The 23,847-nt window shown below is 43.5% G+C and carries 16 protein-coding genes; 11 read left to right on the top strand and 5 right to left on the bottom strand.

The features are described 5' to 3' along the window. The first annotated feature begins 34 nt into the window (after positions 1-34). The 4 genes from PODO_RS19550 to PODO_RS19535 all read left to right on the top strand — a co-directional run bounded on the left by PODO_RS19550 (position 35) and on the right by PODO_RS19535 (position 6,813). The gene (locus PODO_RS19550; RefSeq protein ID WP_036685758.1) at positions 35-1,870 is read left to right on the top strand and encodes a type 2 periplasmic-binding domain-containing protein; all 1,836 of its coding nucleotides are present in this window, start codon (positions 35-37) and stop codon (positions 1,868-1,870) included. Between the two features lie 134 nt (positions 1,871-2,004). Continuing rightward, entirely contained in the window at positions 2,005-3,750 is a 1,746-nt protein-coding gene (locus PODO_RS19545; protein ID WP_038572378.1) for a sensor histidine kinase, read from the top strand. Further along, positions 3,743-5,149 (top strand): response regulator transcription factor, encoded by a 1,407-nt coding sequence (locus PODO_RS19540; RefSeq protein WP_038572376.1) that lies wholly within the window; start codon positions 3,743-3,745, stop codon positions 5,147-5,149. Before PODO_RS19545 ends, PODO_RS19540 begins: the two co-directional genes overlap by 8 nt. Then, the gene (locus PODO_RS19535) at positions 5,146-6,813 is read left to right on the top strand and encodes an extracellular solute-binding protein (protein ID WP_052097169.1); all 1,668 of its coding nucleotides are present in this window, start codon (positions 5,146-5,148) and stop codon (positions 6,811-6,813) included. The genes PODO_RS19540 and PODO_RS19535 overlap by 4 nt, the downstream gene beginning before the upstream one ends. A gap of 59 nt (positions 6,814-6,872) precedes the next feature. Here the strand turns inward: PODO_RS19535 and PODO_RS19530 are convergent, their stop codons facing one another. Further along, positions 6,873-7,292 (bottom strand): MarR family winged helix-turn-helix transcriptional regulator, encoded by a 420-nt coding sequence (locus tag PODO_RS19530; protein ID WP_036685765.1) that lies wholly within the window; start codon positions 7,290-7,292, stop codon positions 6,873-6,875. Between the two features lie 164 nt (positions 7,293-7,456). On the opposite strand from PODO_RS19530, the gene PODO_RS19525 reads away from it, so the two are divergent. Next, the gene (locus PODO_RS19525) at positions 7,457-8,917 is read left to right on the top strand and encodes an MFS transporter (protein WP_038572373.1); all 1,461 of its coding nucleotides are present in this window, start codon (positions 7,457-7,459) and stop codon (positions 8,915-8,917) included. 33 nt (positions 8,918-8,950) lie between these two features. On the opposite strand, the gene PODO_RS19520 is transcribed toward PODO_RS19525, so the two are convergent. After that, positions 8,951-10,018, bottom strand: a complete 1,068-nt coding sequence (locus tag PODO_RS19520; RefSeq protein ID WP_036685768.1) for a glycosyltransferase WbsX family protein — start codon at positions 10,016-10,018, stop codon at positions 8,951-8,953. 13 nt (positions 10,019-10,031) lie between these two features. Continuing rightward, positions 10,032-11,069, bottom strand: a complete 1,038-nt coding sequence (locus tag PODO_RS19515; protein ID WP_052097164.1) for a glycosyltransferase family protein — start codon at positions 11,067-11,069, stop codon at positions 10,032-10,034. A 207-nt stretch (positions 11,070-11,276) separates the two neighbouring features. Between PODO_RS19515 and PODO_RS19510 the strand changes: the two genes are divergently transcribed. Continuing rightward, the gene (locus PODO_RS19510; protein ID WP_232061415.1) at positions 11,277-11,687 is read left to right on the top strand and encodes a hypothetical protein; all 411 of its coding nucleotides are present in this window, start codon (positions 11,277-11,279) and stop codon (positions 11,685-11,687) included. Positions 11,688-11,776: 89 nt separating this feature from the next. Here the strand turns inward: PODO_RS19510 and PODO_RS19505 are convergent, their stop codons facing one another. Continuing rightward, complete coding sequence (locus tag PODO_RS19505; protein ID WP_244886527.1) at positions 11,777-13,132, bottom strand: PFL family protein; 1,356 nt, start codon at positions 13,130-13,132, stop codon at positions 11,777-11,779. A 17-nt stretch (positions 13,133-13,149) separates the two neighbouring features. After that, positions 13,150-13,419 carry an ACT domain-containing protein gene (locus PODO_RS19500; protein WP_036685776.1) on the bottom strand — a complete coding sequence of 90 codons (270 nt, stop codon included), beginning with the start codon at positions 13,417-13,419 and terminating at the stop codon, positions 13,150-13,152. A 217-nt stretch (positions 13,420-13,636) separates the two neighbouring features. Here PODO_RS19500 and PODO_RS19495 point away from each other — a divergent pair, with 217 nt between their 5' ends. The 5 genes from PODO_RS19495 (at position 13,637) to cysI (ending at position 22,810) form a co-directional block, all read left to right on the top strand. Continuing rightward, positions 13,637-15,268 (top strand): diguanylate cyclase, encoded by a 1,632-nt coding sequence (locus tag PODO_RS19495; protein WP_038572367.1) that lies wholly within the window; start codon positions 13,637-13,639, stop codon positions 15,266-15,268. Between the two features lie 61 nt (positions 15,269-15,329). Continuing rightward, on the top strand, positions 15,330-15,710 hold the full coding sequence (locus PODO_RS19490) for a response regulator (RefSeq protein ID WP_036685780.1): 381 nt from the start codon (positions 15,330-15,332) through the stop codon (positions 15,708-15,710). Beyond that, complete coding sequence (locus PODO_RS30125; RefSeq protein WP_052097162.1) at positions 15,688-18,948, top strand: ATP-binding protein; 3,261 nt, start codon at positions 15,688-15,690, stop codon at positions 18,946-18,948. The genes PODO_RS19490 and PODO_RS30125 overlap by 23 nt, the downstream gene beginning before the upstream one ends. 234 nt (positions 18,949-19,182) lie before the next feature. Continuing rightward, positions 19,183-21,039: an assimilatory sulfite reductase (NADPH) flavoprotein subunit gene (locus PODO_RS19480; protein WP_038574638.1), complete on the top strand. Its 1,857-nt coding sequence runs from the start codon at positions 19,183-19,185 to the stop codon at positions 21,037-21,039. A 46-nt stretch (positions 21,040-21,085) separates the two neighbouring features. Next, positions 21,086-22,810 carry an assimilatory sulfite reductase (NADPH) hemoprotein subunit gene (gene cysI / locus PODO_RS19475; RefSeq protein WP_038572365.1) on the top strand — a complete coding sequence of 575 codons (1,725 nt, stop codon included), beginning with the start codon at positions 21,086-21,088 and terminating at the stop codon, positions 22,808-22,810. The last annotated feature ends 1,037 nt before the right edge of the window (positions 22,811-23,847 follow it).

The raw sequence follows: 23,847 nt of genomic DNA, 5'->3' as shown, positions 1-23,847 counted from the left end.
ATAAGTGAAGAGATGAAAGGGAGGGTATAAAGCAATGAGATTAAGAAGAGCATCGCTTGTCATGCTATCCGTAATCCTGGTCTTCGTTCTTGCAGCATGTGGCGGGGGGAATAATACGGCTAATTCGGGCAAAAACACGAGCACAGAGAAACCTACGTCGGCTGCCACAAATGCCCCGGCGGAGGAGACAGCAGCACCGGATGACGGAGCGCTTGATCATTCCAAGCCGCTGAAGCTGACTGTATTCTCAACAACCGCTAACTATGCCGGTCCACAGACCGGATGGTTTGCAAAAATCATCAAGGATAAGTTCAACATTGAAATGGACATTGTAGCTTCAAACCTGACTGGTGGAGATACCAAAATCTCTGCAATGATGGCTTCCGGTGATCTTGGAGATATCATTATTTTCGGTGACGACAAGAACCACTATCCAAATGCCATCAAAGGAAAGCTGCTCTTGGACTGGACACAGGACGGTCTTTTGGACAAATACGGAAAAGACATTTCTAGCACTTTCCCAAAAGCTATTGAGAAAGCAAAGGTAGCTTTTGGCGGTGGATCATCAGTCTTTGGTATGGGGAACAGCGTAGCTTCTAACCCATCCGGACCTTCTGAAGGAAAAGATATGACTTGGGGTCCAGACCTGCGCTTTGATCTTTACCAACAAATTGGAGCGCCAGAAATTACAAAGATTGAAGATTATCTGCCTGTGCTGAAAAAAATGCAAGAGCTCGAGCCTAAGAACGAACAAGGCAAAAAAACCTATGCTTTCTCGATGTGGTCTGATTGGGATGGCAACTATAAAATGACATTGGCTAAACAGTTCGCAAACATGATGGGCTATGACGAAATTCCTGATACTGCTGTGTATGTTAAGGCAGATGAAGAAAAGTATTATGACTTTTTATCCGAAGATAGCTGGTACATGAAATCGCTCAAGCTGTATTTTGAAGCTAACCAAATGGGGCTGGTTGATCCGGACTCTATGACGCAAAAATTCGACGATGTTGTAGCGAAATACAAAGATGGTCGTCTATTGTTCTCTTGGTTCCCATGGCTAGGAGCTGCTAACTACAATACACCAGAAAGAACAGCCGAAGGTAAAGGTTTTGCGCTAGTTCCGTTCAAAGATGAATTGATGTATTCCACAGGCTTCAATGTTTACGGTGGTAACGGTATTATTGCAATCGGCGCAAAAGCTAAGGAACCTGCTAGAATTATGGAATTCATTAACTGGATGTACACACCGGAAGGTGCAATGATTTCTGCAGGAAGTGGTACAGCAGTACCTAACGGACCTCAAGGTCTGACTTGGGATATTGATGCAAACGGCAAACCTGCAGTGACTGATTTTGGTTGGAAAGCTTATACTGATCAACAGAATACTCAAGTTCCTGCTGAATACGGCGGTGGTGACTACTACTATGGCTCCAATCAAATGAACTTCTCGTTTGTGGTTCCGGCGATGGTGAATCCAGAGAATAGTGAGCCATTCGATCATAATCTGTGGACAACAACCCTGGAACGTAACCCTTCCAAGCTTGATAGTGACTGGAGAGCGAAAATGGGCGTTCTGACTCCTAAGGAGTATTTTGAGAAAAACAATCTATTGGCTGTAGCACCACAAGGCTTCACTGGCAAAGAGCCGTTAACCATGGATAAAACAGTGGAACAAAAGAATAAACAAATCGGTACGGTTATTCAACAGATTTCCTGGAAAATGGTCTTTGCTAAAGATCAAGCGGAATATGATAAGTTGAATAAAGAAATGCATGATAAGGTAAATGGTCTTGGTTATTCCGAAGTTATGGATTTCTCGATTAAAAAGGCTGAGGAATTGTTCGAGGCCCGTAAAAGCGTTAAATAAACACGGCTAGTAACTATAAAATAAGGCGGGGCGGCGTGGAGGCTGTTCTGCCTTATTCTATTCAATTAAGGATAAATGTGGTATTCTCACATTAATATAAAACGCTTTCAGATAGAAAGAAGAGGATAATCCAGATGGTAAGAGTACCCCTGCGGAGTCATACTCCAGCTGTCAAATCCTTACGCAATACCTTATTTATCTATCTGGTAATCGGAACACTACTTCCGCTTCTCTTAGTAGGATTCGTAACCTACACCTCTATTTACTCCATCCTTTCAGGTAAAATTGGCAACGGGATCAGCGCTAGTCTGAGACAGGAAGCCTCAAGCCTGGAGAATGCCATCGACAATATGGATTTTGCCTCCAAGCAGTTTGCTCTGGACGGGCAGATTGTGCAGGAGATGTCCTCATTTATTCAGGAAAAACAAATTTTTCGCAAATCGCAAATGATGAATTCCATCAACCAGAAGATCAATCTAGTCAATTTTACGAACCCTTATATTGGACTTACAGCCTACATTATGCCGGACAGCGATGATCCCGTTCTGTTCACCAACATGAGCGCACGCAGAAATTTTGATATCAGTACATTGCCGTCTTTTATGCGATATAACGGGGCTGACTATTATGGACCACATCCCACTATGTACGCTGTTGGTGATAATCTCGTGTTCTCGGAGCAGCGGATTGTCCGTGTGCCGGGCCAGCATAAGCTTTATATTTATTTGGAGACGAATTATAGTTTGTTTCGCAAAATCTTCAATCAGGAGTCCTACGGGATGAAAGTAAATCATCTGCTGGTCAATCAGCAAGGTAATAGTACAAAAGTGATCGATGGCAAACTTCCGCTAAGTATTATTAAAGCTGCGGGAAGCAACTCTAATCTCACTCATGAAACGCTTAGTGGATATCATCTGTTTCGTTACGCGAGTCCTCAGGGCTGGAAGCTTATTGCCGTTGTGAAAAAATCTGAATTCAACAGTGAAATTTATTCTTGGTTTTATAAAATGATCTTACTTGCCTTCTCCACCCTTCTTTTTGCCGGATTTCTGGCTTGGATCATCTGGATGAAAATTTATGGTCCGTTGCGTAAGGTCAACCTTGAAATCAACCGAATGGCGGAAAATGTTACCGCTCCGGTAGCCTATACGAATGTGGAAGAATTTGATTTCGTGCTTACCAACTTTCAGCAGATGAAAAAACAGGTGAATGAGCTGATTGTTGCGGTTGCCCATAATGAGAAACAGAAAAGCCAATTTGAGATTGAGAAGTTGCTCAGCCAGATCAATCCTCATTTTTTGCATAATACCTTAAATACGGTACAGTGGATGGCCCGGCTAAACGGCCAGAAGGAGATCGACAAGCTGGTCACTCTTCTTGTAAAGGTGCTGCATTATAATTTGGGCAAGCAAAGCATCATTGTTACCATTGGCGAGGAAATTGAAGCGATTCGAAATTATATGGAGCTGCAGCGTATCCGTTATGATTATGAATTTGAATTTAACGTTGAAGCTGATGAGGATGTATTGTCTGTGGCAGTCCCGAGATTTTTGCTTCAGCCTCTGGTGGAGAACTCGATTTATCATGGATTAAGCGATAATGGCAAGGTAGATGTTGAGATAACGAAACATGGTGAAGGAGAAGTTCAGTTATGTGTAAAAGATAACGGCGCTGGGATGGATGCAGATACATTAGATCAGCTGTTGTCTGATGATGGAGCGAAAAAACGGGGACTTGGAATTGGTTTTTCATATGTGAACCGGATGCTTAGAACCTATTATGGAGAACAAATGAAGCTAGAGATGTTCAGTAAGCCAGGAGAAGGTACGGTTGTATCCATTGTGATTCCGAGGAAAGGTAAGGAGGACTTCGATGATTAAGGCTGTAGTTGTCGATGACGAGAGACTCGTGCGAAAAGGCTTCATATCCCTGATCGACTGGTCATCCTTAGGGATTGTTATAGTTGGGGAGGCAGGTGATGGTAAATCTGCTTTGGAGCTGCTTCAACAGCAGGAAGTAGATTTATTATTTGTGGATTTGACCATGCCAGGCATTTCAGGCTTCGAGCTCATTAAAATGGTTAGACAACGTTTCGCAGGTATTCGCTGTGTTGTCCTTACTTGTCATCATGAATTTGACTATGTTCAGGAGGCTATGCGTTTAGGAGCCGTTGACTATATTGTAAAAACACTGCTTGAGATGGAAAATGCGGATGATACTATCAGACGTCTTGTCGATCGCATTAAATGGGAGGACAATACTCGGGATGCTCTGGTTCGTGGGGAAAGTAAACGTATGGCTGCTGATAAAGCTCTGCTGTATTTGCCCCAAAATCATCAATGCAATGAAGAAGAATTATTTCAGCTGTCCAGCGTGAAAAATAATCCGCTTATTACTTTTCATGAGATGTGGATGTCGCCCTTATTGCATCGTTTCTCAATAGATGAGAGCAAACGTGAACTAAAGATCCAGCTATCCGGACGATGGCAGACCGCGCTGATCAGTGGATTGAGAGATCAACCGTTACAGGAATTAGAGGAACAGCTCACTGCGAAATTACGCCGTATTCTATTTTATCATCCTGAACCTGAGGATTTGACCTCATTGAAATATGAAGACATAAAGAAGGAACCAGGGGCTCCCTATTCAAAACAAGAGGCGGATAATCTGCTGGAGCAAGCACAGAATTTGAAGTGGACAATTGATGGAAATGAGTGGGAGAAATTTGTAGCAAACATACTTCAGCAGAAACCCCGTTCTGATCAGTTTCTGGCGTTTGCACACTCTCTAATACAAAGCTGGAGTTCTTTACTATTAAAGCCTGAAGATGCTGCTCAACTGGAAAGGGACATTTCCCATAATCTGAACTGGTGTCATTGGAAGAACTGGCTGCGGCGATTTTCTGATCATGTGGGACGAAGAATGCTGGAGCTTGGATTAACTAAAGAGGTTATGTCTTGTCTTATTCGCGCAGTTCGTTATATGCAGAGCCATGCAGGTGACAAAATCAATCAGAGCGACGTAGCAGCCGTCATTAATATGAGCCGTGGTTATTTCAGCCAATGTTTCGCTCGTTTTGCCGGAGAGACATTTGGTGAATGTTTACGGGGAATGCGGCTGGAGCTTGCCAAATCACTGCTGCTGGAGACTACACTTCCCGTCTGTGAGATTGCTTCGCGGTCCGGTTTTGAGGATGATCGTTATTTCAGCAGATTGTTTAGAGAACGTATTGGTAAATTACCAAGTGAATTCCGTGCGGAGGGGAAAAACCAAATATGAAATTTTGGAAATCTATCCTTCTAGTGTTTATGGTCATTGGAATGACATCTTGTCGTGACAATATCAGTACTGTAGATTCAGTTGCAAGCCCTCAGGCAGGGGATGAAGATACTTCTATCGCTTATAGTAAATATGAGGATCCGATTGTGATCCGGGTGGGATTTAAGGTTCCCGACTCGCGACTTAATACAGGTGACAGCAACGATAACAATCCAATCACCCGTTATTTAGAGAGCATTACGAATATCAAAGTGGTTCACTCCTGGGAAGCGAAGGGTGAGGATGCTTTTACGCAAAAGGTGCAGCTTGCCATTGATAGCAACGATTTGCCTGATGCCATGGTTGTGGATCGGGATCAATTGAAGAAATTAATTGATAATGACATGATTGAAGATTTGACAGAGACATATAAAATATATGGATCTGAACTTATCAAGGATATGTACAATTCTACAAAGGGAGAGGCATTAGAGGACGCTTCCCGCGACGGTAAATTATATGGATTACCGAATGTAGCTATTGATGCAGACTCTCCCGTGCTGCTCTGGGTACGTCAGGATTGGCTGGAGAAGCTGGAGCTGCGACCTCCACAAACTTTTGAAGACATCGAGAAAATTGCCAAAGCTTTTATTGAAAAAGACCCTGACGGGAATGGAAAAAGAGATACCGTCGGTCTAAGCGGCTACAAAAATATCGTATATGGAACTAAACCATTAGTTAATGGTCTGGATGCTGTTTTTAGTGCATTTCATGCTTTCCCCACGAATTGGATTAAGGATAACAACGGAAATATCGTGTATGGCTCCATTACACCAGAAACCAAACAAGCGCTTGCTAAACTTGCTGATTGGTATAAACACGGGTTGCTGGATCCGGACTTTGCACTATATAAGGAAACTCAGGAGCCTATTATTACAGGTAAATCAGGGATGTTTTTTGGTCCTTGGTGGATGCCTTATTATCCTTTGTCAGAGGCAGTGGCTTTGGATACGAAGGCAGAATGGAGAGCATATGCAGCTCCAGTTGATGATTCCGGTAAGTTTGTCGCTCATTTGGCTCCGGTAACAGATCGATATCTTGTTGTGCGTAAAGGGTTTGAACATCCAGAGGCTGTAATCAAGCAATTGAACGTGTTTACAAGACTCGAAAGAAGACAGGATCCTAATCAAGAGGAGGTAAAAAAGCTGGGTGATTTCTCTGCGCAGACAGGCATTCAGCTGCGTGCTTATTATCCGTTCGATCTTTTGATAGATTATAGGGATGCGATTGAGAAACATTATGCTGATATCCAGCAGGCTTTGCACGGAAAGATAGACCCGGATACATTAAATTCTGATACCCGGCTCATTTATGATCAATGGGTAGCGGAAACAGAGCAGCCCAAAAAAGATCTTGAAGGCTGGAAAGCAGCGAATGCGTATAAATATGGAGTAGCTGTGTTAACCTCAACTGCTATAGAGGGAGTGCGTGGGGTCTTTTATGGGAACACCCGACTTATGAAGACCAAATGGCCGGAACTGCAGAATCTGGAGAATGAGACGTTCTTAAATATTATTGTGGGTGATTCACCGCTTAGTGATTTTGATGTGTTTGTAGCTAAATGGAAGAGTATGGGCGGGGAAGAGATTACGGAAGAAGTTGCTGAAATTGTAAAGCAAAAGTAAACGTAAAAGTGGGATGCCTCAACAGCCGAGTGGCTTTGGGACATCCTTTTTCTTATGTTCTATTCTTCGTTTGTACTGATTTTTTGCAGCAGGAAATGTAGTTGCTCTACTTCTTCATCGGTTAAATGGCCCACAAGGCTTTTATTAAATTCATCTAAGATGGACTGTAAAACTGGGAAGAAATCGATGGCTTTCGGGGTAGGATATAGAAGGTGGGAGCGTCGATCATTAGGATCGTCTTTGCGCTCGATATACCCCGAATTCTCTAATTGCTTCACAGAACGTGCTGTAGTTGCTTTATCGAACTTCAATTCGGCAGTTAACTGATCCTGAGTAATGCCTGGCCGAGAAAGAATCAATTTAAGAAAGCTATGCTGTCCACCACTACCGATTCCATAAGGGACAAACTGCTTAACCAGTTTCTTTTGATTTTGACGGTGAAGATGGGAAATTAGCTTCCCGATAGGCTCTCTTGCCAATATAGACACCTCTTTGGGTTATAAGTTCGCTCATTTTTTGCCTTGAAATAAAGTGTACAATAAAGTCGTTGCGCACGCAACTAAATTGTTGTACACTGGGTATGGCGAGTTTGGTTGCGTGCGCAACTAAACGGTGATTATTAATATTTAATGAGGTGTTAGTTATGAGTTCTGTAAGTGCAACCTACCAGGAGGATAAAGAAATTCAGAAGAAGCGCTGGATGATTTTAATTGTTCTGAATATATTTACGTTTATGTCCACCCTTGATGGTAGTATTGTCAATATTGCTCTGCCTGAGCTATCCAAACAACTGAAGTTGCCCATGGCGCAAATCGAATGGGTAACTACAGGTTATTTAATGGCGATCTGTGCAGCGATACTTTTCTTCGGCAAGCTTGGAGATATCGTAGGAAAGATTCGAATCTTTAAGATTGGCACCATTATATTTGTTATTGGATCTATGCTGTGTGGGCTTAGTGTAAGTTTACCAGCCTTGATCGCTTCGCGTGTTATTCAAGCCTTGGGTGCTTCGATGACCATGGCGAACAGTCAGGGAATTGTTACGGATATCTTTCCTGCCACGGAGCGTGGTAAAGCCCTTGGTTTCATTGGTACATTCGTGTCTCTGGGAAGTATAGCTGGTCCAAGTTTAGGCGGGATTATGGTTTCCACCTTAGGCTGGGAGTATATCTTTTGGGTTAACGTGCCTATTGGTCTGATCGCTATATTTTTTGGCTGGAAGGTATTGCCTAAGGATTTAACGAGAGTGAAATCTTCGATTGATGTGCCGGGCAGTTTACTGTTCGCTGTTTTTATTATTACTTTGTTCGCAGGATTATTACTAGGACAACAGCTAGGGTATGGTAACAGCTTAATTGTTACATCAATAATTGTTGCTGTCGTCAGCTTCATTGCTTTCATATGGACGGAGCTTCGTAGAAAAGAACCGTTGTTGCAGCTGTCATTATTTAAGAATCCGTTGTTTTCTTTAAGTATATTATGTGGTTTTCTCGTATTTACAGCGAATTTCTGCTTCAATATTATCGCGCCGTTTTATGCACAGAACATGCTTAATTTATCGCCATTCTATGCAGGCTTCTTGTTAATGTTGTTGCCGATATGTATGGTAGTCGTGGCTCCAATGAGTGGTGCGCTATCGGATAAAATAGGCTCTGAATTTTTGACTTTTGCGGGGCTGGTGGTCATGGTTATTGCACAGTTCGGATTAGCACAGCTTCATGTAGGAAGTTCTGTTGTGCTGGTAGGTGTGTGGATCGCTATGCTGGGTATAGGAAGTGGCCTGTTTCAATCGCCGAACAACTCGCTTGTTATGTCTAAGGTACCAAGAACACAGCTTGGTTCTGCGGGTAGTGTCAATTCGTTAGTTCGTAATGTCGGTATGGTTGTCGGCATTACAATTGCTACTACAATTCTTTTTCAAGTGATGAGCAGTAAAGCCGGCTATAGAGTGACAGGGTTAGTTCCCGGCCGGCCAGAGTTATTTATCGAGGGTATGCATGTAGTGTTTGTAACCTCGGCATCCATATGTCTAGTGGCTGCTTTATTAACTGGCTGGAGATTGGTGAGTGCAAGAAGCGCCAGAGTGCAGTCATCGGAAAGATAACATAAAATGAAAAAGATCCTTCTGGCGCTACGGCTAAGAAGGATCTTCTTTGTGATGAAATTGTAGGGCTTCCTTAACGGCTTGCAAGTATTGATATTGATAACGCTCATCCGGTTCCAGATAGGCGCCTTCAGCCCATTCATTCCAGGCGTTGATATAAATATATTCACTTTTGAACATTTTTTTGGCGCGCTCAATTTGTCGTGAAAGGTATTGGCCGAATTTTTGAGGATTAGCACCTAAGGTGCTTTGTCCGGCAGGGCCTTTCCGTGGTGTGTTATCCCAGTTGACAAAGGCTCCCGGATATATGATTTCTCCGTCCCTATGGGGTGTCCGTTCCAACATGGATTCCCATAACTCATCATAATCAATTACGATATGCCTCTGATCCTCCACCTGTTTTGAGCTCCATAAATGCTTAACCCCGCCATGTGCGAATGTGTAATGCGGCTCGAATTCCAGACTGGCATCGAATCCTTGCTCTTTCTGTAGGGGGAAACCGCCCAGTGTCCGGACCAGATGAAGTCCTTTAAGTCCGTTCTGCAGAGCCAATTCGCGCCAATATTGAAGCATTTCTTCACAGCGCGGGATACTAGCAGATCTATAAATGATAAAGACAGGCTTATCTTCCACCCGGATATAACGATCATCTTTGAAGGCTTCCAGCAACGCAAAAAAGTGCATTCGCCAATCCCGTTCTTCTCCGTATTCCTGTGGCATCAGTACATCCTCTTCGGTGCCATCCCAGCTACGTGTCCATGGTTCGTTAGCCCAAGAAAGGCAAAAGGGGAAGTCAGGCTCTTTGCTCGCAAGAATCTGCTGAACCGGTTGTTCCAGTAGTCGCCTGCCATTAAACCAATAGTGATAATAACAAAAACCGTAAATGCCATGAGCCCTTGCAGTCTCTGCCTGCCATTGTTTCACTTTAGGATCCGTTAAATCATAGTAGTTATTATTTAATGGCTTCTTGGGCTGATCATGTTCAGGATAAAGGGCTGCAGCCTTCCTGACATTTGTCCATTCTGTAAAACCCTCACCCCACCAGGAATCGTTCTCTGTGATCTGATGAAACTGAGGCAATACAAAAGCAATGCATCTCAAGTCATGCCACCCCCTATGGTTCCTTGAATATTTTTCTCAGCAGTAACTTTCCTTGCTGGATATAAGAATGGTTATATTTAAGTTCCTTTAGAGCACGAGAGGCAGAAATTCTCCTTTCTTCACTATGTGAAAAATAGTGCTTAAAGCTTTCGGAGAGCTCTTTGAAGTTCTGGAAACGAATGAGATCTTCTTCTGCAATTCGGTAATTATGAAGATGGGGATGATCCTCCACTAACTGAAATACACCGCAAGCGGTGACCTCCATAATCTGCTGCATAGAACCAGTGCAATTGATGACGATTTTTGCTCCATTATAATAACTGGACATATCTTTACTATGGGTGATATCCAGGAAATTTCTGGGGGGGTCCCAACCACGCCCGGCGATCATTACCTTAAGGCCTTGAAGCAGGTCTGAATACGCCAACGTGTAAAGCACACTATCGATTTGAAAATCGCCGAGAATGAGTACGTCACTCTGATAACAGTCCTCCACACGTCTTGGATAATAGAGATCCGTATCCGCAGCATATGGGAGATAACTGGAATGCTTGCCCCATAAACCCTGATAATAGATCAGATTAGCTATGTTCTGTGTGAAAATATAATCGAATAACAATGCCAGATTACGTTCTGTTGGAGTAAGACAAGCTGCATCTGCCATCCATACCGCTTTGGGAACGTTGGAAGTTTTCAGAGCAGGGAGGTTCTCCTCCGGAAATAGAGTCTCCGATCCTAGAGCTAATATTAGATCAGGTTGAAAATGGGCTAAATATTCCTCCAGATTATGCTGGAATTTAATAGCAAGTACTTCTTTGACCAAATGCCTTAGTTGATCTTTAAAAAGTCGTACATTAGGCATTTTATCGCTGGCCTCTGTAGGAACCAGCAGCAATATTCTTAATTGCTTGAGTTCCCGTTGCAGCGGCTCTGCTCTATAAGAGTTCATCTCAAGGATGAGGTTATGGTGTTGCGATGGATTAACTTGGCTGATGGTGACTTCGTGACTTGAAGGCCTTTCAGGAGTGAGCCTATTAGCTGTCTTCTTCATAATTCCTCCTGTATTCTGTGGAGCCAGTCGTCCGCTCTAGCACCGAGTCTTGCTAATCATTATATGTGTAGGGGGTTATTTTGACTTTAGGTATAAGACCATTAATCAGAGCCCTGAAGATAAAAAGCGGATTTAGTGAAAGCTGTATATCTATCTATGACAGGGCTGGCTTGTTTAACATAAGATATGCTATAAAACCTGAAAGGGATGATCGCCTTGCCAACCTTCGATAACGTTCTAGTTACAGGAAGTCAGACCATTCAAAATGATCTGCACGTTAATGGAAATGAGACTATCGATTCGAATCTGCATTTGAATGGTAGTCAGACCATAATGGGAAGCCTAAATGTGAACGGCAGTGAATCCATACTTGGTCATCTGGGGGTAACCGGTGAAATTAGCGGGGCAGGCACCATTAGAGCTGCAACCCGGTTGATCGCTACGAACCAAGCAACATTGCCACCAGGCGCTCCTACCAGCCTGCAACAAGTTCGATACTTTTCTGTAGGTGCTGTAGGTCAGACTGGTCTCGTGCTGAAGGGCACAGATGGAAATGATTATGTATTATTTATCGATTTGACTGGCGGAACACCTAATATTGGCATCCAACGGGCTTAATCAAGGTAAACTAACATTCTCAGCATCAGATTAATAAAAAACAGCAAGTCTCCTAAGTACAAATAGGGACTTGCTGTTTGAGGTTTCTATTAATTCTTAAAGCTATGAATTGGAGCTGGGATTCGTCCGCCACGATTAATGAAGTTCGCGCAGTTGAAGCCGTTCACTGCCATGACTGGTGCATATCCGAGCAGGCCGCCAAATTCGACCATTTCACCTACGTCCTTGCCGATTACTGGAATCACGCGAACCGCAGTGGTTTTGTTATTCACCATGCCAATTGCAGCTTCATCCGCGATGATACCGGAAATGGTCTCCTTGGTGGTGCTTCCTGGGATAGCTATCATATCCAGTCCCACGGAACAAACACAGGTCATAGCTTCCAGTTTCTCTAGTGTAAGGGCACCCCGCTGAACGGCTTGAATCATGCCGTGATCTTCACTGACTGGAATAAAGGCTCCACTAAGGCCACCTACATAGGAGGAGGCCATCACGCCACCTTTTTTAACATTGTCATTTAGGATCGCCAGAGCAGCGGTTGTTCCCGGTGCGCCAGCTTCCTCCAGACCCATGACTTGAAAGATTTCGGCAATGGAATCTCCGATTTCTGGAGTAGGGGCTAAGGATAGATCGATAATCCCAAAAGGAACATTCATCCGTTTGGAAGCCTCTTGAGCAACTAGCTGACCGACACGTGTGACTTTGAAGGCTGTCCGTTTAATGGTTTCACATAAGGTTTCAAAATCCTGCCCTCGAACCTCTTCAAGCGCACGTTTGATTACACCAGGACCGCTGACGCCAACGTTGATGACACATTCCCGCTCCCCAACCCCGTGAAATGCTCCGGCCATAAAAGGGTTGTCCTCGACTGCATTACAGAAGACTACCAGCTTGGCGCAGCCGATGGAATCCCGATCCTTGGTGCGTTCTGCAGTTTGGATAATAATGTCGCCCATTAATTTCACAGCATCCATGTTGATTCCACTTCTGGAGGAACCGACATTGACCGAGGAGCAGACTCTTTCAGTGACTGCCAATGCTTCAGGAATACTGTCGATCAGAATACGATCGCCTTTGGTGCAACCTTTTTGTACAAGTGCAGAGAAGCCGCCAATAAAGTTAACGCCTACCTCTTTTGCAGCCTTGTCCAGGATTTCAGCAACAGGTACATAGGTATCTGTCTTCACCGCACCAGCGGCAATAGCGATGGGTGTGACAGAAATCCGTTTGTTAACGATAGGAACCCCAAATTGTCTTTCCAGATCTTCACCCGTCTTTACGAGCTTTTCAGCGGATCTGGTGATTTTGTCATATACATTTTGATTAAAGGTGCGCATATCCGTGTGGGCACAATCCATGAGGCTGATCCCCATTGTTATGGTACGCACATCCAGATTCATTTCACGAATCATCTTATTCGTTTCTTGTACTTCCACTAGTGATATCATGGTCAGCCATCCTCCTAGATTCGGTGCATAATATTAAAAATATCCTCATGCTGAAGCTTGATTTCCACGCCAATCGATTCGCCAAGCAAATGTAATTCCTCTACGATATTCTCAAAAGCTTTAGTTGAGCTAGAAATGTCTACAATCATCATCATGTTAAAATAATCCTGAACGATCGTCTGCGAAATATCCAGAATGTTCAAATTGTGTTCGGCTAGATATGTACATACTTTAGCAATAATCCCTACTTTATCTTTTCCCAATACAGTAATAATTCCCTTCATGAATACAGCCTCCCTTTGTATTTATTGATTTCACCGTGTATACGGAATGAACCATTCCAACTATTATTGCAAATGATGAAACAAGCTTCAACCAAAGGTTTTTTGTCAGTTTGATTAAATATTTATTTTGACAGCTGAAATTATAGAAAATTCATTTGACAGCCTATAAAAAATGTGATGAACTGAGAGTTTGATATGATAGTCTGAAGGAGTAAATATGACTACACAAAAATATAAAGACATGGTTGAGCAAAGAACGAAGATGACCCTCCAGGAATGGACGGAACAGGCGGAAGTGAAGGAAAAGGACATTTATCGTTTTTTGCATAATTTAAAAGGCACTGCTGGAACTGTCGGATTACCAGATGTCGAACAATTTGCCGAGGATACGCTGCCCTATTTCATGGAAAGCAGTCTTAAGAGTTGGTCGGTTGAGGAATGGGGGGATTATTTATATCCACTGATTCCATTGTTTAATGTCCATTCATTGGCAGCTTCAAGCTCTGTTAAAGCATTGGATAAAAAGGGACCTGCTGAGACGCTCACGCAGAATGATATTCTTCTTATCGACGACGATGTAGAGTTAGTTGCTTATCTGAAAGAGTCATTGGAGAAGCAGAATTACTATGTAAGCATAGCCTTATCTGCTGAACGGGGACTCAAAATCTTTTATGAAACGAAACCAGATCTCATTCTGCTGGATATTCTTTTACCGGATAAAAGTGGGATTGAGGTGTTGAACCAAATTATCGGCAAGGCTAAAAAAGAACGAATTCCCATTATCATTATAAGTGGGGAGTACTCCAAAGCGACGCAAATGCATGCGTATTCGCTGGGGGTGATGGATTTTTTACCGAAGCCTGTAGATATTGATTTATTTCTGGTATTGATCAAAAATCGCTTTCAGCTTAAGAGAGAATGGCAGGAGTCCATCATCGTGGATGATTTGACCGGCGCATTCAATCGCAAACACTTTAATCAGGTCATGAAGCAGTTGATTGGTGATTTTAAGCGGACCAACCGCGTATTTTCGTTAGCGCTGATTGATTTGGATTATTTTAAAAACGTTAATGATACATATGGTCACCTAATCGGAGACGAAGTTCTGCAGGGCTTTTCCGAGCTTGTGAAGAATTCCATCCGTCTGGAGGATACCTTTTGCCGTTATGGGGGAGAAGAGTTTGCAGTGTTCTTACCTAACACGGATGCGGAATCTGCAATGTTGGTTATACAGCGTATTCAAGAGCGGTTTGCGGCTACTGACTTTTTTGCGAAAAATGAAATCTTTCATGTGACCATCTCTAGCGGGATTTCTGAGGTAACAGATGCCGAGAATATAGCCGATAAATTGATTGAGGAAGCAGATCAGGCTCTTTATGCCAGTAAGCATGCTGGAAGGAATCAGACAACGCTTTATTCGGACCATTTATCCACTACTAAAAAGCATTCGGTTCTGAATGTGATTGTTGTAGATGATGATACGCTAATTCGTAGAATTGTGACCAGTCAGTTCGCCATTTGGGAGCCGGATAATATTGCTGAGGTGAAGGTTAGCAGCTATGCGAATGGGCTTGATTTCCTGCAATCGGATTGGTATGCCGTGGATGAGAAGTATATTATTTTGCTGGATGGTGTGATGCCTGATCTGGATGGAGTAGAAGTTCTGGAAAGAATCCGCAAAACGTATCCGGAAGTAAATATATTAGTGATCATGCTGACGGGAAGAAATAATCAGGCGGATATTGTACATGCCCTGCAGATGGGTGCCGATGATTATGTAGTGAAACCGGTTCATATGCCTGAGTTATTGTCGAGAATAGAGCGGTTGGCTCATAGATTTTTGTTCTAATTGGTTTCTGAATATGTTGTGAGCACCAGGAGAGATCTAAAGCGGAGGGAATTAGGCAGCTATGCAAAAGGTAATGGTAGTGGATGATGAAGAAGTATTACGAATGTTAATTGTAGACACCTTAGAAGATTTGGAAGACGTGGAGATCCATACTGCCGAGAACGGATTAGAGGCGCTTTCAAAATTGTCACAGGATCATTATGATTTGGTGATATTGGATTATATGATGCCTGAAATGACAGGGATTGAAGTCCTAGGCCAACTGGATGATGAGAAAAAGAAGGCTACAGCTATTTTAATGTTAACAGCCAAAGCCCAAGATGTAGATCGTCTTCGAGCGGTAGATGCAGGCGCACGTTATTTTATGCCAAAACCTTTTAGTCCGATGGAACTCTTGCAGATTGTGGAGGGGATCCTAAGTGACAAAGGGAAGCAGCTCTAATCACAGTATTAAAAATAGATATTTTCGTATCATTGCCTTGGTTTTTTCGTTAATCATTATTATGGGATCTGTATTTTTATTTTTCATAAATAATGAGCAGAACAAATTAAGTAGAGACCGTGAAGTTCTGCAGAATAAGGCGGACACGATTAACGAATTGGCGACTGCATTAAATGAGGTTTTTTTCCGAGCGAGGGGATTCAGCGCACTTAAGAGTGCCAATGAATTAGATCTCCTAAACCTAGGACTTGTTAACTTTGATAAGATTCTGGATACCTATTCTAATCTCAATTTATCTCCGGAAGAAGCCTTGTTTAGAGATGGTTTGAAAGCATTTTATGTTCAGTACAAAACTAAAGTTTTACCTGAAGCGATTCGGTTTGTCGAGGCAGACGATTATGTGTCTTTGAGAGCTCTATCCGCAGATGGCAACACGAAATCAGTGAATGATTTTTTAATGTATACAAAAGAGTACAAGCAACGATCCGATGCCGCATTAAATACTATGGCTATGGATTACATCAAACGTGCCAATGAATTTACCTTTATCGCATTCTTTTTCAGCACGATTATTCTGCTAATCTTCACCTTTATGATCTGGCGGATTCTGAAGAACCTTATAGATCCTATTCTGAAGCTGGAAGGGGCAACCCATTCCCTGGCTGCAGGAGAAGAAATTCTTCTGGGCAAGCTTAAGAATCAAGATGAAATTGGCCGACTTTATGATGCTTTTCTTAATATGGCTAGAAGTATTCAAGATAAAGAAGAAGAATTAATGATGCAGAATGAAGAGCTGCATGCGCAGCAGGATGAACTTCAGGATCAGCAATATAGGCTGCAACGCTCGCTTAGTGAAATTGAAAGTATGATGAAAGCTTTGGATCAATCGTCTGCGGTCGGGATCCTTACTGCTAAAGGTGTCTTTACCTACGCGAATGATAATTTAAGTGGATATACCCGCTATAAAAAGTCTGAGATTATCGGTTACACCTATAAGTTATTTGAACTTTATAATATCTCTGACGAGGGTTATCAGAAAATCTTTAACAAATTAAATACAGGCGGAGTGTGGAACAATGAGCTGCAGATTCTAGCCAAAGACGGATTGCCCATCTGGCTGCAACTAACGATTGTGCCGTACCTGAATGAAGAGGGTGTGATTTATCAATACATCCTTATTGCGAACGATATCACCTCAATGAAGAGCGTACAGCAGGAGCTAGCCGAAACGTTAAAAAATACAGAACAGACCAAGATGATGCTTGAGCTTAATAATCAGCTGAATCATGATATTACTTATACCTTGGATAAGCATGAATTTGCTGATAAGTTTATTGAGTTTATGCATCGCTTGTATGCCTTTGATTCGAGTTTCTTCCTGCTTGTGAAAGATAATATCGCAGCTGTGAAAGGCATTCCGCAGGAGAATGTGGAGCGTTATCTTGATCATGAGAACAATGAGATGTTATATCGCTTGCAAGCGGAAAAAACGTACCTAATCAAGCGTTTGGCCACACAACCAGAGCAAGGGATTTCTGCGAGTGAGGTCTATGTTTACGACTTCTACACTACTGTTGTGAACGCAGAGGATGAGATTCTTGCAGTGTTCTGTGGCAGCCGGATTGGTCATTCCTTTAGCAAAGAAGAGATTAATGAGGTTCAGGGGATGATGAACCGCGTAGCGCTGGCGATTGAACGTTTATTCATGTATGAAGAGATTGAACATGGACGAAAGCTGAATCGGGACATCGTAAATAATGTGAACGAGGGCATACAATTTGTGAATACAGAAGGTATGCTCCTGCAGATGAATAAAGCGTTGAGCAACATTTTTAATTATGAGTGGACAGAAGGAACTTTGATTCCCCGACAGAAATGGATGGATTATTTCATCGAGCACTCGAATGAGAACCATGAACTTCGGATGTTTTTTGAAAAAGCGATTGCTGAGGATGCTCTGGAATCCAGCAGCATGCAATACTCCATTGGAACTGAATCGATGAAGCATATTGATGTGTATGCGATCCCTGTATTCCGTCGCGAGCTGCGTATTGGTACATTGTTTGTCTACAGAGATATCACTAGAGAATATGAGCTGGACCTTATGAAATCTGATCTTGTCAGTACGGTAAGTCATGAGCTAAGAACACCGCTATCGAGTGTGCTTGGTTTCACAGAACTGCTATTGTCTAAGACCATGAAGCCTGAGAAGCAGCTTAAATATCTGGAGACGATTCATAAAGAAGCTAAACGACTGACGGAGCTCATAAATGATTTTCTTGATTTGCAGAGAATGGAGTCAGGTAAGCAGCAATATATCACGGAGCATTTGAATCTCAGTGAAATTGTATTAGGCGTAATTGATCAATATAAACTGAGCAGTACCCATCATGTGCTCCTAGTGGATGAGGCTTTGAATGCGGATGTTGATGTGGACAAGGATAAGATTGTCCAAGTTCTGACGAATCTGTTAAGTAATGCGATTAAGTTCTCGCCTGATAACAATGAAGTTAAAGTACTGCTGCATAACGAGTCGGATAGGATTATTGTACGTATCCAGGATAATGGTCTTGGCATTCCTAAGGATCAAATAGGACAGCTATTCCAAAAATTCAGAAGAGTGGATAATAGCGCCTCTAAAAGAATTGGAGGAACAGGACTTGGACTTGCTATCTGTAAGGAGATCATTGAGAAGCAAAAGGGAAATATCGGTATAGATTCCGTAGAAGGAGAAGGCACTACCGTCTGGTTTTGCCTCCCTATCCTCCATGCGGAAGCGAGCCGGCAACAGGATGAGCTTAATAAATGGAGCACCGATAAAGAGCTCAAGCCTAATGTAATGATCGTTGAAGATGATTACAGTCTTTCGTTGCTTTTATCAGAAGAGCTTAAAGGGAAGGGCTTCCGTGTTACCCATCATTACCATCCACAGCAAGCTTTTGATCAGGCCTTGAAAACACCATTTGTGGCGATAGTGGTAGATTTGATGTTGGGTGAAGAGCTGGATGGCTGGGATTTGATCCGAATGCTTAAAGAAGATCCAAGAACTGAAAATATCCCTATCGTTATTTCTTCTGCTCTGGATCAATCGGATAAGAATCAATTAAACGATGTAATTCAAAAATATTTAACTAAACCTTATCCGCCCGGCGAGCTATCGAATACGCTTGAGGAGATAGTGAAGATTAAGACGGGGATCGGCGAGGTGTTATTTCCCGAAAGTAAGCAAAAATTATAGCTTTTATTTATCACAATATTTTATAAATAGTATCACTTTTTATAATGAAACCGATCAAAACAGGTTAAATCATACTGTTTTGATCGGTTTTTACGTACTATATAGATACTTTTTCAATAAATTACAATTATTAGGTTAAATCGACATCATTGATCGTTTACAATTATTGTGATAGCCTGATTTCATGAGGTACGGATCATCAGAAGATTTCATGTTTAGGAGAGGTGGATATTGTTGCAACTACAGGTAACGAACAGTCCTTTTAACGAGAGCCAAGTCGAGCTACTCAATCGTCTTCTACCATCCTTAACGGAGACACAGCAAATATGGCTTAGCGGTTATTTGTCGGCCATGGGCCTTACTACTGCACCATCGGCAGGTGCCGGGGTTCAAGCAGTGCAATCAAATACGATAGGAAATGCGGAAGGTAGTGCCGTTAGTCAACCTGTAGCTTCACGTGAAGTGACCGTGTTGTTTGGGTCCCAGACAGGGAATTGCCAACGGCTGGCTGGGAGCTTGTCCCGCAAGCTGGAGGAGCAAGGATTTCAGGTCACGATCACTGCGATGAACAGCTTTAAGCCCAATGCACTTAAGAAGGTTGAGAACCTCCTATTGCTGGTCAGTACTCACGGTGAAGGCGAGCCGCCAGATAATGCACGGATGTTCCATGAATTTCTCTATAGCAAAAGAGCCCCTCAATTAGAGAATCTGAAGTTCTCAGTGTTGGCACTGGGGGATACCTCTTACGAATTCTTTTGTCAGACCGGCAAAGACTTCGATCAGCGGCTTGAGGAACTTGGCGGCAAGCGGTTAAGTCCGCGTGTGGATTGTGATCTTGATTATGATGATTCGGTTACCGAATGGTTTGAAGGCGTGATTGGTGCCTTAAATGCACATTTAAATGCTCCGGCCATTGCGGCAAAAGCGGTTCAAGCTGCGGAAGACACAGATTCTCAGGAGCCTTTGTATACCCGCAACAATCCTTTTAAAGCGGAAGTATTAGAAAATCTAAATCTGAACGGACGCGGTTCCGACCGGGAGACCCGCCATTTGGAGCTATCACTAGAAGGCTCTAACATACAATTTGAGCCAGGGGATGCGCTGGGTGTCTACCCGGAGAATCATCCTGAATTGGTAGACGCTATTATTCATACTATGGGCTGGAATCCTAATGATATTGTTCCATTTAATAAAAAAGGGGAAGAAGGTTCCTTACGTGAGGCACTTCTTCACCACTATGAAATCACTGTATTAACCAAACCGTTGCTTGAGCAAGCGGCGAAGTTATCTTCTTCTAACAAACTAAAGGATTTATTGGCGCCAGAACGTGCGCAACAGCTTAAGGAATATATTCAAGGCCGCGATCTGCTCGATTTGGTTCAGGACTTCTCTCCATGGGAAGGCTCAGCCAGTAACTTTGTGACTATTTTGCGCAAGCTTCCAGCACGACTCTATTCAATTGCTAGCAGCTATAAAGCTAATCCAGATGAGGTTCATTTAACGGTTAGAGCTGTACGTTATGAGGCACATGGCCGTGAGCGTTATGGGGTCTGCTCGGTACATTGTGCTGAAAGAGTCCAGCCGGGAGATACGTTGCCCATCTACATTCAACATAATCCTAACTTTAAGCTTCCAACAAATCCTGATGCGCCGATCATTATGATTGGACCGGGGACAGGCGTTGCACCCTTCCGCTCTTTCTTGGAGGAACGTGGCGAGCTTGGGGCGGAAGGTAAATCATGGCTGTTCTACGGAGATCGGCATTTCGTGACGGACTTCCTCTATCAGACAGACTGGCAGAGAATGCTAAAAGACGGCTTGTTAACTAAGCTGGATGTTGCTTTCTCCCGTGATACCGAAGAGAAAGTATATGTTCAGCATCGCATTCTGGAAAAGAGCCGCGAGGTCTACGAATGGCTGCAAGCGGGAGCTCATATTTACATTTGCGGTGACGAGAAGCATATGGCACATGATGTTCATTCTGCTCTGATTACTGTCATCCAGCATGAGGGTGGGCTGAGTCCTGAAGAAGCAGCAGCTTATTTGGATAATATGCAGCAGGCGCAGCGCTACCAACGTGATGTTTACTAATGGATAGAGGAAAGTTATCGAATGACTTCGGGGGGAGATAACAACAATGGCAAACAATGAAAAGGTTAAGCCGATCGGCGGGCCTCCAAGTGATGTTGAACACATTAAGCAAGAGAGTAACTATCTGCGGGGCGCGCTTGTTGAGACATTAAGCAATTCGATTACCGGAGGCTTGCCGGAAGATGATAATCGGCTGCTGAAATTTCACGGAAGTTATATGCAGGACGATCGGGATTTACGCAATGAGCGTGAACGGCAAAAGCTGGAGCCTGCATTTCAGTTCATGCTTCGTGTAGTTGCCCCAGGCGGGGTAGCGACACCAGAGCAGTGGCTAGTGATGGATGATTTGGCACAAAAATACGGTAATGGGACCTTACGTTTGACTACCAGACAGGCGTTTCAAATGCATGGGGTACTCAAATGGAATCTTAAGAAAACCATTCGCAGCATTAATGATACGCTGATGACGACGCTGGCAGCTTGCGGCGATGTTAACCGTAACGTAATGAGTAATCCGAATCCTTACCAGTCAGAGGTGCATGCAGAGGTCTACGAATGGGCGCGTAAAGTAAGTGATCACTTATCCCCACGTACTCCCGCCTACCATGAGATTTGGCTAGACGGTGAAAAGGTAGTAGATAGCTTAGGCGAACGTGCGGAAGTAGAACCGATCTATGGTCCGGTATATTTACCGCGTAAATTCAAGATTGGCTTAGCGGTGCCACCTTCTAATGATGTGGATGTATTCTCGCAAGATCTGGGTTTTATCGCTATTCTGGAAAATGAGAAGCTAGTCGGCTTCAACGTTTCTGTAGGCGGCGGTATGGGGATGACTCATGGGGATACCAGTACTTATCCTCAGTTGGGACGTATTATTGGTTTTTGCCGTCCCGAACAGTTGATTGATGTGGCAGAAAAGACCGTAACGATCCAGCGGGATTATGGCAATCGCTCTGTCCGCAAAAATGCACGGTTCAAATATACGATTGACCGCCACGGTCTGGAATGGTTCGTTGACGAACTGCATGAAAGACTCGGATGGCAGCTTGAAGCGGCACATGATTATCATTTTGATCACAACGGAGACCGTTACGGCTGGGTGAAGGGTACCAATGGAAAATGGAATCTGACACTTTATATTCAAAGCGGACGGATTCATGACCAAGAAGGATACACCTTGATGACTGGCTTGCGGGAGATTGCTAAAATCCATACTGGAGATTTCCGGCTAACGCCGAATCAGAATCTAACGATTGCCAACGTCACTACTGCCAAAAAACGAAAAGTAGCTGAGCTGGCTAAACAGCATGGACTTACAGATGGAGCACATCTTTCTGCATTGCGGCGCAGCTCCATGTCCTGTGTAGCACTGCCAACCTGCGGACTTGCGATGGCTGAAGCGGAACGTTATCTGCCTTCGTTGATAGATAAGCTGGAGCTTGTTATAGATAAAGCTGGTTTGCGCGACGAGGAAATTGTAATTCGAATGACCGGCTGCCCTAATGGATGTGCTAGACCGGCGCTGGGTGAAATCTCGTTTATCGGCAAGGCTCCAGGCAGATATAATATGTATTTAGGAGCAGGCTTTACGGGTGATCGCCTGAATAAAATGTATAAAGAAAACATAGATGAGAAGGAGATCCTAGAGACGCTTGAACCTATTCTTCACCGATATGCCAAAGAACGTCAACAAGGTGAGCATTTTGGAGATTTCGTGATCCGTGCAGATTATGTTAAAGCCGTTACCTCTGGACTTAATTTCCATGACTAAATGAAAGTAGATTTAAAAATGTCCCGGGGCCAGTTGATGGCTGCCGGGATTTTTGTGGTTTGGGCGTAGTTAGATGCGCGGGGTGTCGTGTCGTACACAAAATGCTCTAGAGGTAAAGACGGTAGACAAGAGTAAATGAGCAGCAGATAAGCAGCAGATAAGCGCATACGAGTAGTAGATGAGTAGCAGATAAGCAGTAGATGTTCGATAGTAGAGCGGCAGTAGACTAACAAGGTGACGGACTCAGGAGCCCTTATTTCCTGAAATCTTGCCTAATTGCAGAGTATTCGGACCCCAGCGCCGTTATGGGGATGAAAAGAGGCCGAAATAGGCCTTTTTCAGAGGAATAGCGTCTCTCCAGTCCGAAAACTGCTCAAAACGGCTTAAATCGCACAAATAGCGTCATCTGAGTCCGAAAACCACAACCGAGTGTTCAAAAAGTAAAGAACGGCAGATGAACAGCACATGAGCGGCAGATGAGCAGAGCAGTAGATGAGCGCGACGAGCGGCAGTAGACTAACAAGGTGACGGACTCAGGAGCCCTTATTTCCTGAAATTTTGCCTAATTGCAGAGTATTCGGACCCCAGCGCCGTTATGGGGATGAAAAGAGGCAGGAACAGGCCTTTTTCAGAGGAATAGAGTCTCTCCAGTCCGAAAACTGCTCAAAACGGCTTAAATCGCACAAATAGCGTCATCTGAGTCCGAAAACCACAACCGAGTGTTCAAAAAGTAAAGAACGGCAGATGAACAGCACATGAGCGGCAGATGAGCAGAGCAGTAGATGAGCGCGACGAGCGGCAGTAGACTAACAAGGTGACGGACTCAGGAGCCCTTATTTCCTGAAATTTTGCCTAATTGCAGAGTATTCGGACCCCAGCGCCGTTATGGGGATGAAAAGAGGCAGGAACAGGCCTTTTTCAGAGGAATAGAGTCTCTCCAGTCCGAAAACTGCTCAAAACGGCTTAAATCGCACAAATAGCGTCATCTGAGTCCGAAAACCACAACCGAGTGTTCAAAAAGTAAAGAACGGCAGATG

Source organism: Paenibacillus odorifer (assembly GCF_000758725.1).
GTDB lineage: Bacteria > Bacillota > Bacilli > Paenibacillales > Paenibacillaceae > Paenibacillus_AQ > Paenibacillus_AQ odorifer.
The sequence above is the reverse complement of the archived record's forward strand: the minus strand, read 5'-3'. Positions and strand labels throughout refer to the sequence as shown.